The organism is Streptomyces sp. NPDC056835 (genome assembly GCF_042789485.1).
Lineage (GTDB): Bacteria > Actinomycetota > Actinomycetes > Streptomycetales > Streptomycetaceae > Streptomyces.
In genome coordinates, this window is sequence record NZ_JBHUBB010000013.1 from 83,352 (window position 1) to 99,612 (window position 16,261).

Genomic DNA, 16,261 nt, shown 5'->3' on the forward strand with positions numbered 1-16,261 from the left:
CTCTCGCATCCGGGGTGCGGCTGTCGGGTGCGACGACCGGCAGTCATCTGATCGAAACCCTGTGGGGGTGTTGCCGACGTCTCGTTTGAGCCAGAATCTACGCGCGTTGTGCAATGTTTCGAGGGAGAAGAGAAGGAAATGCCGCTGAACCGTAGGACGTTCCTGGGCAGTTCGGCTGTCGCCGGCGCGGGTGTGGCGCTGGTGGGCGGGGCGACGATACCGGCGGAGGCCACCGGTCAGGCTCATGGTCCGGTCCATGGAGGTCCGCGCAAGCGGTACTCGTTCACTGTGCTGGGGACCACTGATCTGCATGGCAATGTCTTCAACTGGGACTACTTCACCGACAAGGAGTTCGACGACTCCGCCCACAATGATGTCGGGCTGGCGAAGATCTCGACGCTGGTGGACCGGATCCGTAAGGAGAAGGGCCGCGAGAACACGCTGCTGATCGACGCGGGTGACACCATCCAGGGCACTCAGCTGTCGTACTACTACGCCAAGGTCGACCCGATCACGGCGAAGCGTGGTCCGGTCCATCCGATGGCGCAGGCGATGAACGCGATCGGCTATGACGCGGCGGCGCTCGGTAACCACGAGTTCAATTACGGCATTCCGGTGCTGCGGAAGTTCGAGGAGCAGTGTCATTTTCCGCTGCTGGGCGCCAACGCGCTGGACGCGAAGACGCTGAAGCCGGCTTTCGCGCCGTATGTGATCAAGAAGCTGCGGACGCCGCACGGCCGTGATGTGCGGGTGGCGATCCTCGGGCTGACGAACCCGGGCATCGCGATCTGGGACAAAGCGAATGTTCAGGGCAAGATGACGTTCCCGGGTCTGGAGGAGCAGGCCGCGAAGTGGGTGCCGAAGCTGCGTTCGATGGGTGCGGATGTGGTTATCGTCTCCGCGCACTCCGGTACGAGCGGGACGTCGTCGTGGGGCGATCAGGTGCCGTATGTGGAGAACGCCGCGACGCTGGTGGCGGAGCAGGTGCCGGGGATCGACGCGATTCTTGTCGGGCACGCGCACGCCGAGATCCCGGAGCGCCGGGTGGTCAACAAGAAGACGGGCAAGGATGTCGTCCTGTCCGAGCCGCTGAAGTGGGGCCAGCGGCTGACGCTCTTCGATTTCGATCTGGTGTGGGAGCGTGGCTCCTGGACGGTCGAGAAGGTCGGTTCGCAGGTCCTCAACTCCAATACGGTTCCCGAGGACAAGAAGATCACCGGGTTGCTCTCCGATGAGCACCGCAAGGTCGTGGCGTATGTGAATCAGGTGATCGGTACGTCGACGGCCGCCATGTCCACGGTCGACGCGCCGTGGAAGGACGAGCCGATCATCGATCTGATCAATCATGTGCAGACGGAGACGGTGAAGGCGGCGCTGGCGGGTGGCGAGTGGGCGGCGCTGCCGGTGCTGTCGCAGGCGTCGTGTTTCTCGCGTACGGCGGCGATCCCGGCGGGCAGTGTGACGATCAAGGATGCGGCGGGGCTGTACCCGTTCGAGAACACGATGGAGGCGCGGCTGCTGACCGGTGCGCAGATCAGGGCGTATCTGGAGTTCTCGGCGAGGTATTACGTGCAGACGGCGGCGGGTGGGCCGGTGGATACGTCGAAGCTGACGAACGCCGACAACACGCCGGACTACAACTATGACGTGGTGTCCGGGCTGACGTACGACATCGATATCGCGAAGCCGGCCGGGTCGCGGATCGTGAACCTCAGGTTCGAGGGGAAGGATCTGGACCCGGCGGCGAAGTTCGTACTGGCCGTCAACAACTACCGGGCGAACGGCGGCGGGAACTTCCCGCATGTGGCCGCCGCGCAGCAGCTGTGGGCCAATTCGGACGAGATCCGTAACACGATCATCGGGTGGGTGCAGTCGGCGGGCACGGTCGATCCGGCGACGTTCGCCTCGGTGGACTGGAAGCTGACGCGGGACGGCACGCCGGTCTTCTGACCGGTCGCGCCGGCTTCGGTCGGCGTACGTCTGAAGTCGGCGTACGTCTGATGTCGGCGTACGCCGGCCGACTGTGGGCGTACGCCGGCTTGTGTCAGCGTACTTCGGTGAGCGGGACCAGACCCCTCGGTGCGGGCACCGTGCGGGTCCGGTCCCGTCCGTCGAGTCCGAAGCTGGTGAACGCGGTGCGCCGGGGCAAGGGGTAGGACTCTTTGCCGGTGAGGTGGTTGAGGATGGTGGCGCTGCGCCAGGCCGCGAGCCCGAGGTCGGGCGCGCCGACGCCGTGGGTGTGCCGTTCGCCGTTCTGGACGTAGACGGAGCCGGTGACTGAGGGGTCCAGGGTCATGCGGTGGTGCTGGTCGATCCGGGGACGTCCTGAGCTGTCCCGGCGCATGTAGGGGTCGAGTCCGGCGAGGATCCGGTCGAGGGGGCGTTCCCGGTAGCCGGTGGCGAGGACGACGGCGTCGGTGGTGAGCCGGGACCTGGTGGCCTGCTGGGCGTGTTCCAGATGGAGTTCGATCTTTGTTGTGGCGACGCGCCCCGCGGTGCGGACGGAGACGCCTGGTGTGAGGACGGCGTCGGGCCAGCCGCCGTGCAGGGTTCGCCGGTACAGCTCGTCGTGGATGGCGGCGATGGTGTCGGTGTCGATGCCTTTGTGGAGCTGCCACTGCCGGGGGATCAGGTCGTCGCGTACGTGCTCGGGCAGGGCGTGGAAGTAGCGGGTGTAGTCGGGGGTGAATTGTTCCAGGCCGAGCTTGGAGTACTCCATGGGTGCGAAGGCCTCGGTGCGGGCCAGCCAGTGGATCTTCTCGGCTCCGGTGGGCCTGGCGCGCAGCAGGTCGAGGAAGATCTCGGCGCCGGACTGTCCTGATCCGATGACGGTGATGTGTCCGGCGGCGAGGAGCCGGTCGCGGTGTTTGAGGTAGTCGGCGGAGTGGATGACCGGCACGGCGGGGGCTTCGACGAGTGGTTTGAGCGGCTCGGGGATGTATGGCTCGGTGCCGATGCCGAGCGCGATGTGGCGGGCGTGGGCGCGGCCGAGGGCTTCGACCTCGCCGTCCTGGTCGAGCTGGGTGAAGTCGATTTCGAAGAGGTCGCGTTCGGGGTTCCAGCGGACGGCGTCGACCTGGTGGCCGAAGTGGAGTCCGGGGAGTTGTTCGCTGACCCAGCGGCAGTAGGCGTCGTACTCGGCGCGCTGGATGTGGAAGCGCTCGGCGAAGTAGAAGGGGTAGAGCCGGTCGCGGGCCCGGAGGTAGCTGAGGAAGGACCAGGGGCTGGCGGGGTCGGCGAGGGTGACCAGGTCGGCGAGGAAGGGGACCTGGAGGCTGGCGCCGTCGATGAGCAGGCCGGGGTGCCAGCGGAAGACGGGGTTCTGGTCGAAGAAGGTGGTGGCGAGTCCGCCGCGGATTCTGTCGGCGAGTGCGGCGAGGGAGAGATTGAACGGGCCGATGCCGACACCCACCAGGTCGCGGGGCTGGGTGAGGTCGGTTGGCTGGGCGATCATCGGCGGGTGCTGCCTTCCACGAGTCGGGCACCCCGGGCACCCGGGGGGTCCGGGGGTCGGAGTTGGTGCCTATGGAGCACAACGAGCCCGCCCGCGCGGGGTATTGGCGCCTGGCGAAGGACGCGGGAAGTCGGCTGAAAACGCTCGTGGATCCGGCGTGCGCGACGCGCCTGAGCGTGTAGGCGTACGCCGGATCGCGGGCGTTTTCGGCATGGGTCCGGGACCGGTGCACCCACTGGTCCCGGACCGCGAGCGCGGCGGGGCGGTCAGGAGCCGGTGCGGACCCGTAGCGCCCGGTGCAGGTCGTCGAGCTGGTCGACGAGCTTGCGGCGCAGCGCCGGGATCATTTCCGCGGTGTCCAGGCACGTCCTGCCGAGGTTCAGTGACTCCTCGTCGATCGCGTACAGGGGGAAGGCGTAGCGGCCGGCCGCGTCGGCGATGGCCGGTCCGCGCCGGTTGGCGAGTGTGACGGCGGCGGTGTAGTAGCGGGGCACGTACTCCCGTACCAGCGTGGCCTGTTCGGGTTGCCAGAAGCCCTGGGCGGTGGCGGTGAAGAGGTAGTTGGAGAGGTCGTCGGTCTCGAAGAGTCCGGCCCATGCGCGGGCTTTGGCCTCCGGGTCGGGCAGGGCGGCGTGGCAGCGGGCCGCGCCTTCCTGGCCGGTGGCGCTGGGGTCGCGTTCGAGTTCGGCGTCGATGGCGGTGGGGTCGACGGCGCCGAGGACGGCGAGCCGGGTGAGGACGCGCCAGCGCAGTTCGGGGTCGAGCTCGGGGCCGCCGGGGACGCTGCCGGATTCCAGCCATTCCTGGAGGGTGTCGGGCTGGGTGGCTGCGTCGATGAGGTGGCGTACGGCGGTGAGGCGCAGTCCGGGGTTCTCGCCGTCCTCGGTGTGGCGGATCAGGTCGCGGGAGATCGCGGTGAGGGTGGCGAGGGCGGCCGGGCGGTCCGTGTCGTTCAGATAGCGGTCGGTGATCTGGCCGGCGGTGAAGTCCAGGACGCCCTGGACGACGGCGAGATCCGTCTCACGCGGCAGGTGGACGCGGGCCGCGTCCAGATAGGCGGTGGGGGCGAGGTCGCCGTCGCGGACCATGTCGCGGGCGGCGTTCCAGACGACGGTGCGGGTGAGCGGGTCGGGGATGCCGGAGAGGGCGCGCAGGGCGGTGTCCCAGGAGGCGTCGTCGAGCCGGACCTTGGCGTAGGTCAGGTCGCGGTCGTTGAGGACGACGAGGGCGGGGCGGCGGCCGGCCGAGGTGACGGGCGCGGTCAGTGGCAGGTCGAGTTCGAGGAGGTCGCGCCGGGTCAGCCGGGCCGGGTCGGCGGGGTCGAGGTCGTAGGCGCCGACGGTGACGCGGTGCGGGCGGCTGCCGTCGCGTACGACGTCGAGGGTCCAGCCGCCATCGGTGCCGGTGCCCGTACCAGTGCCCGTACCGGCGTCGGTGCCGGTGCCGGTGCCGGTGCCGGAGATCCGCGGGGTGAGGGTGTCGACGCCGGTCGTGCGCAGCCACTGCTCGGCCCAGGCGTGTACGTCACGGTCGGTGGCGTGGGCGAGGGAGTCGATGAAGTCGGCGAGGGTGGCGTTGGCGAACTTGTGCCGGGCGAAGTGGGTGTTGATGCCGGCGAGGAAGTCCTTCTCGCCGAGCCAGGCGACGAGCTGGCGCAGCGCGGAGGCGCCTTTGGCGTAGGAGATGCCGTCGAAGTTGAGCAGCGCGGAGGCGGTGTCGGGGACGGCGTCGGGGGCGACGGGGTGGGTGGAGGGCCGCTGGTCGGCGTCGTATCCCCAGGATTTGCGGCCGACGCCGAAGTCGACCCAGGTGTCGGTGAAGCGGGTGGCTTCGGTGAGGGTCTGGTAGCCCATGTACTCGGCGAAGGACTCGTTCAGCCAGATGTCGTCCCACCAGGCGAGGGTGACGAGGTCGCCGAACCACATGTGGGCCATCTCGTGGGCGATGACCATGGCGCGGGTCTGGCGTTCGGTGTCGGTGACGGCGGAGCGGTAGATGAATTCGTCGCGGAAGGTGACGAGTCCGGGGTTCTCCATGGCGCCGGCGTTGAACTCGGGGACGAAGGCCTGGTCGTAGGAGTCGAAGGGGTACGGCTCGGTGAACTTCTCGTGGTACCGGTCGTAGCAGGCGCGGGTGATGTCAAGGATCTCGTCGGCGTCGGCGTCGAGGTGGGGCGCGAGGGAGCGCCGGCAGTGGATGGCGAACGGCAGTCCGGCGTGTTCGGTGCGTACGGAGTGCCAGGGGCCCGCGGCGATCGCGACGAGGTAGGTGGAGATGAGCGGGGTGGCGGCGACGGTCCAGTGGCGTCCCTCGGTCCGCGTGGCGACGCCGTTGCCGAGGACGGTCCAGTGGTCGGGCGCGGTGACGGTCAGCTCGAAGACGGCTTTGAGATCGGGCTGGTCGAAGGCGGCGAAGACGCGCTGGACGTCGTCCATGAACAGCTGGGTGTAGACGTAGGTCTCGCCGTCGGCGGGGTCGGTGAAGCGGTGCATGCCCTCGCCGGTGCGGGAGTACCGCATCGAGGCGTCGACGCGCAGCTCGTGTTCCCCGGCGGTCAGGCCGGTGAGGGGGAGCCGGTTCCCGGTGAGCGCGGCCGGGTCGAGGGGCCGGCCGTCGAGGGTGGCGGAGCGCAGGGTGTCGGGCTTGAGTTCGACGAAGGTGTCTCCGGCAGCCAGGGCAGTGAACGTGATGACGGTGCGGGAGTCGAAGGTGTCCTCGCCGGTGGTCAGATCGAGTGCGATCGTGTACCGGTGGACGTCGAGGAACTGGGCTCTGGTCTGCGCTTCGTCGCGCGTCAGTACGGACATGGGGTCATGCTGCCTGATGTGCCGTGAGCGGCGCATCAGGGTTCATTGCGCTCCGAGCGCAGGTGCGGCGGTGGCTGTCGGGGGCCTCAGCCGTTGCTCCGCCGGGTCTCGCCCGCGATCGTCTCGTGGTGTCTGATCACTTCGGCGATGATGAAGTTGAGGAGTTTCTCGGCGAAGGCCGGGTCCAGTCTGGAGTTCTCGGCGAGTTCCCGGAGCCGGGTGATCTGGCGGGACTCACGGGCCGGGTCGGCCGGCGGGAGCTGGTGTCGGGCTTTGAGTACGCCGACCTGCTGGGTGCATTTGAAGCGCTCGGCGAGCATGTGGACGACGGCCGCGTCGATGTTGTCGATGGAGTCGCGGAGGCGGTTCAGCTCGGCCCGCACCGCCTCGTCGACGCCGGGCTGGTCGGTTCCGGGGTCGTGCGTGCCGGGCTGGTCGGTTCCGGGGTCACTCGTTGTCATGGTCCAGCAGCGTAGATGAGCGCGGCGCGATGGTCGGCGGGTGATCAGGATGCGGGATCTCGTTGCTCCAGCCGCCGGGGACCGCGCGCCCCTGCTGGTCGCGGAAGCGGATGGGCGGCATACCGACGCGCCGGGTGAACAGCCGCGAGAAGTACGCGGGGTCGTCGTACCCGACGCGCCGGGCGACCGCCGCGACGGGCAGTTCCGTCGCGGCGAGCAGTTCTTTGGCGCGGCCGAGTCGGATGCCCAGCAGATAGTCCTTGGGGCTGCATCCGGCGGCTCTGCGTACGGCGGTGCGCAGTTCGGCGGGGGTCATGCCGTGGCGGGCGGCGTGTTCGGCGACCGAGAGGGTCCGGCAGGCGTCGCGGGCCAGTGCCCGCAGGACCGGGTCGCCCTCGGCGTCGGTGTCGGCGCGTGCCCGCCGCAGCGCGACGAGCAGTTCGTGGACGGCGGCGCCGGTCTCGACTTCGAGCAGCGGGTTGCCCCGGCGCGCGGCGCGGGCGATACGCGCGACGGCCGCCCGTGCGCCCGTCGCGTCGGAGAGCGGTACGACGGGCCGGTCCGGCTCTATGTAGCCGAGTTCCGTGTAGGTGGCGGTGGCGGGGCCGGTGAAGTCGACGAAGCTCTCGTCCCAGCCGTGCTCCTCGTCGGGCCCGTAGTGGTGGGCGGTGCCGGGTGTCAGCCAGAGCAGCGCGGGCGCGGTGACGGGGGTGCGCCGCCCGTCGGCCGCGCGGAACCAGCCGCTGCCCGCGCTGATCACGACGGCCACATGGTGATCGAGGGTGCGCGGTCCGACCGTCGGCAGACAGCCGTGCTGGAGCCCGACGCCGAGGCAGACGAGCCCGAGCCGGTGGTGGACCGGGCTGGGGGTGAAGTACCGCATCCAGGTGTGATACATCCGCTCCCACCTCAACTGTTCCCCTGTCGCCGCCGGTCACGCGGTCACGCGGTCACGCGGTCACGCGGTCACGCGGTCACGTCAGCTTCGTCCAAACAGAGGCGATCTTTGTCCATGGACCGTGCCACCGCCAGAGGGAGAGGGTGAGCCACGGGACATGAGTCACGGGGGCATGAGCCGCGGAACGGGAGAGCGGGGACGGTGACTGAGTCGATGGCTGAGTTCATGGTGGGGGACGAGGACTTTCTGCTGGACGGACGGCCGGTGCGGCTGCTCTCGGGGGCGCTGCACTACTTCCGCGTCCATGAGGAGCTGTGGGGCCACCGGCTCGGGATGCTGCGCGCCATGGGCCTCAACTGTGTGGAGACCTACGTCCCGTGGAATCTGCACGAGCCGGAGCCCGGCCGCTACCACGACGTGGCCGCGCTCGGCCGGTTCCTGGACGCGGTGCGCGGGGCGGGGCTGTGGGCGATCGTACGGCCGGGCCCGTACATCTGCGCCGAGTGGGAGAACGGCGGGCTGCCGTACTGGCTGACCGGCCCGCTGGGCGCCCGGATACGGACCGGGGACGCCGGATATCTGACGCGCGTGGAGCGGTGGTACCGCGAGCTGCTTCCACGGGTCGCCGAGCGCGAGATCGGCCGGGGCGGTCCGGTGATCATGGTGCAGGTCGAGAACGAGTACGGGAGTTACGGCTCCGACCGGGACTATGTGGCCCGGCTGGCCGAGCTGACCCGCGCGTGCGGGATCTCCGTACCGCTGGTGACCTCGGACGGCCCCGAGGACCATATGCTCACCGGCGGTTCGGTCCCCGGGCTGCTGGCGACGGTCAACTTCGGCTCGGGTGCCCGCGCCGCCTTCGAGACGCTGCGCGGGCACCGCCCCGACGGGCCGCTGATGTGCATGGAGTTCTGGTGCGGCTGGTTCGACCACTGGGGCGGTGAGCATGTCGTACGGGACGCGGCGGACGCGGCCGGCACGCTGCGCGAGATCCTGGAGTGCGGCGCCTCGGTCAATGTGTATATGGCGCACGGCGGTACGAGCGTCGCGGGCTGGGCGGGCGCCAACCGGAGCGGTGAGCTGAACGACGGCGCGCTGAAACCGGACGTCACCTCCTACGACTACGACGCGCCGGTCGACGAGGCGGGCCGGCCGACGGAGAAGTTCTGGCGGTTCCGCGAGGTGCTGGCGGACTACCGGAGCGGCCCGCTGCCCGAGCTGCCGCGGCCGTGCCCCGCCCTGGCCGATCCGGTACGCGCCGAGTTCATCTCGTGGGCGCCACTGGACGAGGTCCTGGGGACCCTGGGCGGACCGGAGTCGGAGACGGCGCTGCCGCCCACCTTCGAGGAACTGGGCGTGGACCGAGGTCTGGTGCGCTACCGGCTGGAGGTCCCTGGCCCCCGGACGCCCCGGGCACTCACGCTGGCCGGGCTGCGCGATCTGGCCGTGGTGTATGTGGACGGGGTACGGGCTCAGGTCCTCGACGGTGAGAGCCCGGCCCTGGCGGAGCCGGTGGCCGGGCCGGCGTCCGTCGATATCTGGGTGGAGTCGCTGGGCCGGGTCAACTACGGGCCGCGTCTCGGTGAGTCCAAGGGCATCACGGGCGGGGTGCTGCACGAGCGGCAGTATCTGCACGGCGTACGGTCCCGGGGGCTGCGTCTGGACGCCTTCGACGACGCGCGGGCGGTGGCGGAGCTCCCGTTCCGCGCGCCGGACGGCGAGGCGGCGCGGGGGCTCGACGCGGGACGGGGGCTCTACCGCGCCGTCTTCGAGGTCGCGGGCGCGGGCGACGCCCGGCTCACGCTCCCCTCCTGGACCCGGGGCTTCGTCTGGGTGAACGGCCACTGCCTGGGCCGCTACTGGTCGCGGGGCCCGCAGGAGTCGCTGTACGTGCCGGGTCCGGTGCTGCGCGAGGGCGGCAACGAGGTGTGGGTGCTGGAGCTGGAGGCCGCGGGCGAACCGTACGTGCGGCTCGCCACGTACTGAGACGAGGGGCCGGTCCCGGCGGCGGCGGGCCCGGGGCGTGGTCCTGAAGACGGGCGGGGCAGGTGTTGGACTGACGCGTCCGGCCACCTGCCCCGCCCGGGGTCCTGCTCCCGGAAGTCCTGCTCCCGGGGGTCCTACGGCATCACGTCAGAGCGTCAGAGCGTCGGGGCGTCGGGGCGTCGGGGCGTCGGGGCGTCAGAGAGTCGACGCGGCCGAGGCGATCGCGGAGGCGAAGGTCGAGACCTCGGTGTAGACACCGGGGTAGTTGGGCCGGGCGCAGCCGTTGCCCCAGCTCACGATGCCGACCTGGATGAAGGCTCCGGCGCTGTCCTTGCGGAACATCGGACCGCCCGAGTCACCCTGGCAGGTGTCCGTGCCGCCCTGGGCGTAGCCGGCGCAGATCTCCTCGCCCGCTATGATCTCGCCGCCGTACGACGCGTTGCAGCTGGCGTCGGAGACGAACGGGACGGTGGCCTTGAGCAGGTAGCGCTGCTGGCCGCCGCCCTCGGTGGCCGCACCCCAGCCGGCGACGGTGAAGTTGCCGGTGTTGTACTGCGTGGTGGTGGCGATCTTCAGGGTCGGCAGGTTGATGGGCGCGGCGAGCTTGATCAGCGCCCAGTCCTTGCCCGCGCCGTTGTAGCCGGGGGCCTGGAGCACCTTGGTGGACTTGACCTTGATGGCGCTGGTGCTCTGGAGGTCGACGACACCGGCGGTGGCGGTGATGCTGGTGTTGTTGCCGGATCCGCTCACACAGTGCGCGGCGGTCAGCACGACGGTCGGCGAGTACAGCGCGCCACCACAGCCCATGGAGAGCCGGACCATGAAGGGGAATTCACCCTGGGCGGCGCGGGTGCCGCCGACGACGGGCGGTGCGAGGGGCGCCGCGGCCTGGGTCTTGGGCGCGACCGGCGCGGGCGCGGCGGAGGCGGACGACGGCTGGAGGCTGATGGCGGCGAGCACGACCGCGCCGGCGGCGGCGGTTCTCTTGAGGACACCCAGAATGCTCAACGGTCTGCCTTTCGTGGGGGGGCTTGAGGGATTCGCTCACTGGGCGGGCTCCGGTCAACGCGCGTTGCGCAGCGCTGGCATGAGCCCGACAAGAAAGCGTGATCCGGATTATGCGGAGGGGATCAGCCACGCCACAAGAACCTGCTTTCAGCCATCCGTCAGGGATATTTGTCGGCCACTGTCCTCTGGCCGGACGCGCCGTCCGATCACAGGACGCACCGTCCACCGGTCAGACATGCCGTCCACCGATCAGACGCGCCGTCCGCTGAACGGACGTGCCCAGCCGGGCACGGCCCTCCGGCGCCCGGGGCGCGCCCGTAGAGTTGGGTCGAGCGGGCCCGGCCGTCCCGCGCGGAGGACCGGACGCGGGACGCAGGGGGTACGGACGTGACGAACGGCGGCGAGGTCCAGCACGGCTATCCGCATCTCGACACGGCGCGCGCGGCCATCACGGCGCTCTACCGGCGGCTCTCGGCCGACGAAATCCGCGCGTACGCCCCCAGCGTGGCCCCCGCCGATGTCGCCTTCTCCGACGTGGACGATCTGTATCTGGGTACGCAGCGCGTGGCCCACGCCCTGGTCCAGCAGCTGCGGTTGCCGGACGCGCGCGTGATCGTGAGCTTCCGCGACATGGAGCACGCGGCGAATGTCGAGCTGACCGCCGGGCCCGAGTACTTCATCGAGCTGAACAACCGCTTCCGTACCCACCGCAGGGACATCGGCGCCGCCCTCGCCCACGAGATCACCCATGTCCTGCTGCACCGCCTCGGTCTCTCCTTCCCCGGCACCCGTGACAACGAGATCCTCACCGACACCGCCACGACCTATCTGGGCGCGGGCTGGCTGCTTCTGGACGCCTACCGCGAGGACCGCGATTCCAGCCAGAAACTCGGCTATCTCACCCCTGAGGAGTTCGGCTATGTCCTCGCCAAGCGCGCGCTCGTCTTTGACGAGGACCCGCGGATCTGGTTCACCAGCCCGCAGGGGTACACGTCGTATACGAAAGGCAGGGCGCAGTCGCTGCGTGACGAGCAGCAGCCGCCGCTGACCACCGCGGGCTGGTCGGGCCGGCACCGCTACGCCAAGGACCGCCGCTACGCGATGGACCACCCGGGCGCCGCGCCCGCCCCCGCCCAGCCGTACGCGCCGTACGCCTTCGAGCACCTGGCGGACGGTCTGCGCGTCTCGTTCCCGTGCCCCACCTGCCTCCAGCGCATCCGGGTGCCGGTCCGCGGCCGGGTGCGGGCGCGGTGCGGACTGTGCGGGAGCGTGCTGGACTGCGACACCTGAGCGGGACCTGAGCGGGACCTGAGCGTGCGGCTCCCGCGTGCCGTATCCCGCGTGCCGTATCCCGGACGACGGCGGAACCCGGGCGAACGTAGGGTCGAAGCATGACGAATGAGCCGACGGCGGGCGCGGGCGGCGACGAGCTGTTCGCGGCGCTGGGCGGCGGCGCCGCCGACACGGTGGTACGGCTGCTCCGCGCCGGTGTCTCCGCCGAGTCGACCGACGGGGACGGCGAAACGATCCTCTACCGCGCGGCGGTCAGCGACGAGCCGGGTCTCGTACGGCTGCTGCTCACGGCGGGCGCCGACCCCCGCCGGGCAAGCGGCCGGGACGGCGGCGATCTGCCGCTGTGCGGAGCGGCCTGCGGCGGGCACACCGAGGTCGTCCGTGCGCTGCTCGCCGCCGGCGCGCCGCCCGACGGGCGCGAGGAGTTCGGCTTCACGGCGGTCGCCTGGGCGGTCGTGCAGGGCTTCGCGGACACCGTCGAAGCGCTGCTTGAGTACGGCGCCGACCCCGATCTGCCGGGCCCCGGCGGTGAACCGCCCCTGCTGCTGGCCGCTCGCCGCGGCTCCGCGCCCGCCGTACGGGTCCTGCTCCGCTACGGCGCGGGCGCGCCCGACGGCGTGTACGCGAGGACGCGCGACGCGGCGCTCGCCGAGGCGCGGCGCTGGCTGACCCGCGATGTCGAACAGGAGCTGCGGGCCGGACTGCTGAGCGCCTACGGCGACGGTTACGAGACGGTGGTGCGCCGGATCGAGGAGGACGGCTCGGAGACCGTCGTCGTCGAACTGCTGCGGGACGGTGTGCCGGTGGCCGGCCGCGAGCAGCAGACCGGGCACGCGGCCGTCGCGACGATACTCGAAACGGAGCTGGGCATTCCGACGCCGTACGAGGAACTGGCGGCGCGGGCCCTGCGCTGCGGGGACCCCGGCCGGGACGACTGGACGGAGTCGGTGTCCGCGCTGTGGCGGCGCGGTGACGAGGAGACGTTCCAGGCCGCCGCCGCGTGGTGCGCGAGCGACGAGCCGCTGCGACGGGCCTTCGCCGCCGATGTGCTGGCACGGCTGGGCGCGGCGGACGGGGAGACTCCGTTCGCCGCCCGCGCGGTGCCCCTGCTGCGCGAACTGTCCCGGCGGGCCGTGGAACCGGAGCTGGTCCGCGCGGTCGTGGTGGCTCTCGGCCAGTACGGCGACCCGGCCGCGCTCCCGGAGATCCTGCGCCACACCGGCCACCCATTCCGGGGTACGGCGCCGGGCGGCCCTCGCGCTGACCGGGCTCGTACCGGGCGACGACCGCGACGCGCTCTGGGCGCTGACGCTGCTGAGCAGGGACGCGGACGCGTCGGTCAGGGACCGCGCGGTCGTGGCACTGGCGGGCCTGGACGCGGACACGCGTGAGCTGCGCGAGGCGCTGGCGGCCCGGCTGAACGACCCGGACGCGCATACGGCCGCCGACGCGGCCAAGGGGCTGGCGGCCCGCCGCGATCCGCGCGCGGTCGACGCGCTGGCCCGGATCCTCGGCGATGAGGACCCGGAGGGATACGCGCGCAGGACGGCGCTGGAGGCGGTGCGGTACGTACCGCACGGCCCGGAGCGACGGCGCCTGGAGCGGACACTCCCGCGCCGCCGCTAGATCCTGTCTTCATCAGAGGAGCCGGAGAACCCCGGGCGCCTCTTCCTCGATCAATCGCACCAGTTCGTCGAAGACGGTCGGGCCGCCGCCGGCCCGGACGGCGTCCAACCGCCCTTGGATGGCGGCCCTGTTGTCGGGGTGCGCACGCTCCAGCCGCCGCTGGAGCGTACGCACGGTCTCTTCCCGGCCGAGCGCGTGGCGCGAGAGTTCGTGCCGGCGCCATTCGATGACGAAGTCGCCGTCGTCCGGCGTTCCGTACCCGCCGCGCAGACAGTCGGCGAGTGCGTCGAGATTGCTCCCGAAGTATCCGCCGGGCCCGTTCACGGCCGCGCCGATCACCTGCCAGAAGCGTTCGAGGCCGGTGACCTCCGCCCCGTCGATCACATACGTCACCGTCATGGGACGGAGGTTACCTTCCGGTTCCGGTCGACGACCGGTCAGCAGCCGTAGTTGACGAGCGAGAACGACGCGTAGTGGTTGGAGGTGTAGTAGTCCTCGTTGGTCCGGTTGCCCGTGACGATGCGGCGCGCGCCGCGGTCCGGGGAGCCGGGCGTCTTGACGGTGTACTCGTGGTAGTAGCCGTTCGACTGGCTCGGCAGGATGCCTTCCCGGTTCTGGAAGACGCCGCCGTCCTGCGGGTACGGGTACGGCCCGCCCCGGTCGATGAGGTCGAGGGTGTCGTGGGCCTGGACCGGCAGCCTGGAGTAGCAGATGCTGCCGACCGCGGTGGGGGCGGCGGTGGCGGTGGCGGTGACTCCGCCGATGAGGAGGGTCGAGGCCAGTGCGGCGATGCCACCGAGGGTGGCGATCCGTGGGGGAATTCGCATGCCCCCATGATGACGCGCGTAGACGCGTACACGTCAATGCCAACTGTGTGGAGTTTCCGGGAAGTTAACCGACCGGCCCGTCTCCGTAGCACCCCGTACACCCCGGCGCGGGCCCCGGGTCCGGACGTACGGAAGCCCGGCGGCGCGCCGAGCGCGGCACCGGGCTTCCGTATGTCCGTTCTTCCGTACGCGGGACTTCGCGCTTCGTACGCGGGACTTGCGCGCCTCGTACGCGGGACTTCGCGCGCGGGACCACGTACCTCTCAGGCGGCGGTGCGGCGTCCGCCCTCGGCGCCGCGGTCCGGACGGCCGCGTCGGCCGCGGCTGCCGCGCGAGGCCCCGCCGAGACGGGCCGCGCCGCCCCCGGCGCCCGAGCCGCCGCCCGCGCCACCGCCACCGCCGGTGTTCTTCCTGGCCGGACGCGACGCCCGCGTCTTCGGCTTCGCCTGGACGGGCTGCTGCGGCACCTCGATGGTGACGGCCACCCCGGAGGGCACCCGCGCGCCGGTGAGCGTCGCCAGTTCCTCGTCCGTGGACTTGATCCGCGCGGACCTGGGAGCGATCCCCGCGTCCGACATCAGCCGGGTCATCTCGCGCCGCTGCTCGGGCAGTACGAGCGTCACGACACTGCCGGACTCCCCCGCCCTGGCGGTACGTCCGCCGCGGTGCAGATAGTCCTTGTGGTCGACCGGCGGGTCCACGTTCACGACCAGGTCGAGATCGTCGACATGGATGCCGCGGGCCGCGACATTCGTCGCGACGAGGCAGGTGACCAGTCCCGTCTTGAACTGTTCCAGCGTCCGGTTGCGCTGCGGCTGCGAACGGCCGCCGTGCAGCCCCGAGGCCCGTACGCCGCTCGCCAGCAGCCGCTTCACCAGCCGGTCCACCGACCGCTTGGTGTCCAGGAAGAGCAGTACCCGGCCGTCGCGCGCCGCGATCCGCGTGGTGACTTCCTTCTTGTCCGTCTCGTCCAGGACGTAGAGCACATGGTGCTCCATCGTCGTGACCGCGCCCTGTGAAGGGTCGACGGAGTGCACGACCGGGTCCGTCAGGTACTGCCGTACGAGCCGGTCGATGTTCTTGTCCAGCGTCGCCGAGAACAGCATCCGCTGCCCGTCCGGCTCGACCTGCTTGAGCAGCGCGGTGACCTGCGGCATGAAGCCCATGTCGGCCATCTGGTCGGCCTCGTCGAGCACGGTGATCGACACCTGGTCGAGCCGGCAGTCGCCGCGCTCGATGAGGTCCTTCAGCCGCCCGGGGGTCGCGACGAGCACTTCGGCGCCGCGCCGCAGCGAACCCGCCTGCTTGCCGATCGAGAGCCCGCCGACGACCGTCGTCAGCTTCAGATTGACGGCGGTGGCGTACGGGGTGAGCGCGTCGGTCACCTGCTGCGCCAGCTCACGCGTGGGTACGAGCACCAGCGCGAGCGGGGCGCGCGGCTCGGCGCGCCGGCCGGCCGTACGGGCGAGCAGCGCCAGCCCGAAGGCGAGCGTCTTGCCGGAGCCGGTACGTCCACGGCCCAGGATGTCGCGGCCCGCGAGGGAGTTGGGGAGAGTCGCGCCCTGGATGGGGAACGGGGTGGTCACACCCTGGGCGGTGAGCGTCTTGAGCAGTCCTGCGGGCATGTCCAGCTCGTCGAACGCCTCGACGGCGGGCAGCGCGGGGGTAAGGGTCTCCGGCAGCGTGAACTCCTGCGGGCGCGCGGCGGGGCGGCGGGCGGCCGGCCTCGCGGAGCCCTTCGCGGGCGCCTTCGCACGGGAGTTCACCGGGCGCTTGCCGGCGGGGCGGGCAGCGCGAGCCGGGCGTTCGGATCGAGTCATTCGGAAAAGCCTTCCTGGGCCTGAGAACAGCGCGAGCCGGGACCCGCACCTGCACGGTGCGGGCCCCGGCTGCGAGGTACA

At 71.0% G+C, this 16,261-nt stretch carries 13 protein-coding genes; 5 read left to right on the plus strand and 8 right to left on the minus strand.

Annotation, left to right across the window (positions count from 1 at the left end):
* The first annotated feature begins 138 nt into the window (after window positions 1-138).
* A complete protein-coding gene (locus tag ACFRMN_RS17090; RefSeq protein WP_383019822.1) occupies window positions 139-1,950 on the plus strand; it encodes a 5'-nucleotidase C-terminal domain-containing protein in 1,812 nt (603 codons plus the stop codon).
* A 94-nt stretch (window positions 1,951-2,044) separates the two neighbouring features.
* Here the strand turns inward: ACFRMN_RS17090 and ACFRMN_RS17095 are convergent, their stop codons facing one another.
* The 4 genes from ACFRMN_RS17095 to ACFRMN_RS17110 all read right to left on the minus strand — a co-directional run bounded on the left by ACFRMN_RS17095 (window position 2,045) and on the right by ACFRMN_RS17110 (window position 7,620).
* Window positions 2,045-3,454 carry a lysine N(6)-hydroxylase/L-ornithine N(5)-oxygenase family protein gene (locus tag ACFRMN_RS17095; protein ID WP_383019825.1) on the minus strand — a complete coding sequence of 470 codons (1,410 nt, stop codon included), beginning with the start codon at window positions 3,452-3,454 and terminating at the stop codon, window positions 2,045-2,047.
* A gap of 266 nt (window positions 3,455-3,720) precedes the next feature.
* A complete protein-coding gene (gene pepN, locus ACFRMN_RS17100; RefSeq protein WP_383019828.1) occupies window positions 3,721-6,261 on the minus strand; it encodes an aminopeptidase N in 2,541 nt (846 codons plus the stop codon).
* Between the two features lie 86 nt (window positions 6,262-6,347).
* Window positions 6,348-6,722 (minus strand): chorismate mutase, encoded by a 375-nt coding sequence (locus ACFRMN_RS17105; RefSeq protein WP_383019830.1) that lies wholly within the window; start codon window positions 6,720-6,722, stop codon window positions 6,348-6,350.
* A complete protein-coding gene (locus ACFRMN_RS17110) occupies window positions 6,709-7,620 on the minus strand; it encodes a helix-turn-helix domain-containing protein (RefSeq protein WP_383019833.1) in 912 nt (303 codons plus the stop codon). Before ACFRMN_RS17110 ends, ACFRMN_RS17105 begins: the two co-directional genes overlap by 14 nt.
* A gap of 213 nt (window positions 7,621-7,833) precedes the next feature.
* On the opposite strand from ACFRMN_RS17110, the gene ACFRMN_RS17115 reads away from it, so the two are divergent.
* On the plus strand, window positions 7,834-9,606 hold the full coding sequence (locus ACFRMN_RS17115) for a beta-galactosidase family protein (protein ID WP_383019835.1): 1,773 nt from the start codon (window positions 7,834-7,836) through the stop codon (window positions 9,604-9,606).
* 195 nt (window positions 9,607-9,801) lie between these two features.
* On the opposite strand, the gene ACFRMN_RS17120 is transcribed toward ACFRMN_RS17115, so the two are convergent.
* A complete protein-coding gene (locus ACFRMN_RS17120; RefSeq protein ID WP_383019838.1) occupies window positions 9,802-10,614 on the minus strand; it encodes a S1 family peptidase in 813 nt (270 codons plus the stop codon).
* Window positions 10,615-11,001: 387 nt separating this feature from the next.
* Between ACFRMN_RS17120 and ACFRMN_RS17125 the strand changes: the two genes are divergently transcribed.
* The 3 genes from ACFRMN_RS17125 (at window position 11,002) to ACFRMN_RS17135 (ending at window position 13,533) form a co-directional block, all read left to right on the plus strand.
* Window positions 11,002-11,904, plus strand: coding sequence for a hypothetical protein (locus tag ACFRMN_RS17125; RefSeq protein WP_383019841.1), 903 nt, complete (start codon window positions 11,002-11,004; stop codon window positions 11,902-11,904).
* 101 nt (window positions 11,905-12,005) lie between these two features.
* A complete protein-coding gene (locus ACFRMN_RS17130; protein ID WP_383019843.1) occupies window positions 12,006-13,298 on the plus strand; it encodes an ankyrin repeat domain-containing protein in 1,293 nt (430 codons plus the stop codon).
* Window positions 13,264-13,533, plus strand: coding sequence for a HEAT repeat domain-containing protein (locus tag ACFRMN_RS17135; protein WP_383019846.1), 270 nt, complete (start codon window positions 13,264-13,266; stop codon window positions 13,531-13,533). Before ACFRMN_RS17130 ends, ACFRMN_RS17135 begins: the two co-directional genes overlap by 35 nt.
* A gap of 12 nt (window positions 13,534-13,545) precedes the next feature.
* Here the strand turns inward: ACFRMN_RS17135 and ACFRMN_RS17140 are convergent, their stop codons facing one another.
* From ACFRMN_RS17140 to ACFRMN_RS17150, 3 genes are all read right to left on the minus strand, one after another.
* Window positions 13,546-13,932, minus strand: coding sequence for a barstar family protein (locus ACFRMN_RS17140; protein WP_383019848.1), 387 nt, complete (start codon window positions 13,930-13,932; stop codon window positions 13,546-13,548).
* Window positions 13,933-13,970: 38 nt separating this feature from the next.
* Window positions 13,971-14,360, minus strand: a complete 390-nt coding sequence (locus tag ACFRMN_RS17145; RefSeq protein ID WP_383019851.1) for a ribonuclease domain-containing protein — start codon at window positions 14,358-14,360, stop codon at window positions 13,971-13,973.
* 263 nt (window positions 14,361-14,623) lie between these two features.
* Window positions 14,624-16,180, minus strand: coding sequence for a DEAD/DEAH box helicase (locus ACFRMN_RS17150; RefSeq protein ID WP_383019854.1), 1,557 nt, complete (start codon window positions 16,178-16,180; stop codon window positions 14,624-14,626).
* Window positions 16,181-16,261: the final 81 nt, after the last annotated feature.

What these genes read in the sequence shown, in the direction of transcription:
- ACFRMN_RS17110 (WP_383019833.1), bottom strand. Translation starts at nt 7,620, where the DNA reads ATGTATCACACCTGGATGCGGTACTTCACCCCCAGCCCGGTCCACCAC.
- ACFRMN_RS17095 (WP_383019825.1), bottom strand. Translation starts at nt 3,454, where the DNA reads ATGATCGCCCAGCCAACCGACCTCACCCAGCCCCGCGACCTGGTGGGT.
- pepN (WP_383019828.1), bottom strand. Translation starts at nt 6,261, where the DNA reads ATGTCCGTACTGACGCGCGACGAAGCGCAGACCAGAGCCCAGTTCCTC.
- ACFRMN_RS17090 (WP_383019822.1), top strand. Translation starts at nt 139, where the DNA reads ATGCCGCTGAACCGTAGGACGTTCCTGGGCAGTTCGGCTGTCGCCGGC.
- ACFRMN_RS17150 (WP_383019854.1), bottom strand. Translation starts at nt 16,180, where the DNA reads ATGACTCGATCCGAACGCCCGGCTCGCGCTGCCCGCCCCGCCGGCAAG.
- ACFRMN_RS17130 (WP_383019843.1), top strand. Translation starts at nt 12,006, where the DNA reads ATGACGAATGAGCCGACGGCGGGCGCGGGCGGCGACGAGCTGTTCGCG.
- ACFRMN_RS17105 (WP_383019830.1), bottom strand. Translation starts at nt 6,722, where the DNA reads ATGACAACGAGTGACCCCGGAACCGACCAGCCCGGCACGCACGACCCC.
- ACFRMN_RS17140 (WP_383019848.1), bottom strand. Translation starts at nt 13,932, where the DNA reads ATGACGGTGACGTATGTGATCGACGGGGCGGAGGTCACCGGCCTCGAA.
- ACFRMN_RS17115 (WP_383019835.1), top strand. Translation starts at nt 7,834, where the DNA reads ATGGCTGAGTTCATGGTGGGGGACGAGGACTTTCTGCTGGACGGACGG.
- ACFRMN_RS17145 (WP_383019851.1), bottom strand. Translation starts at nt 14,360, where the DNA reads ATGCGAATTCCCCCACGGATCGCCACCCTCGGTGGCATCGCCGCACTG.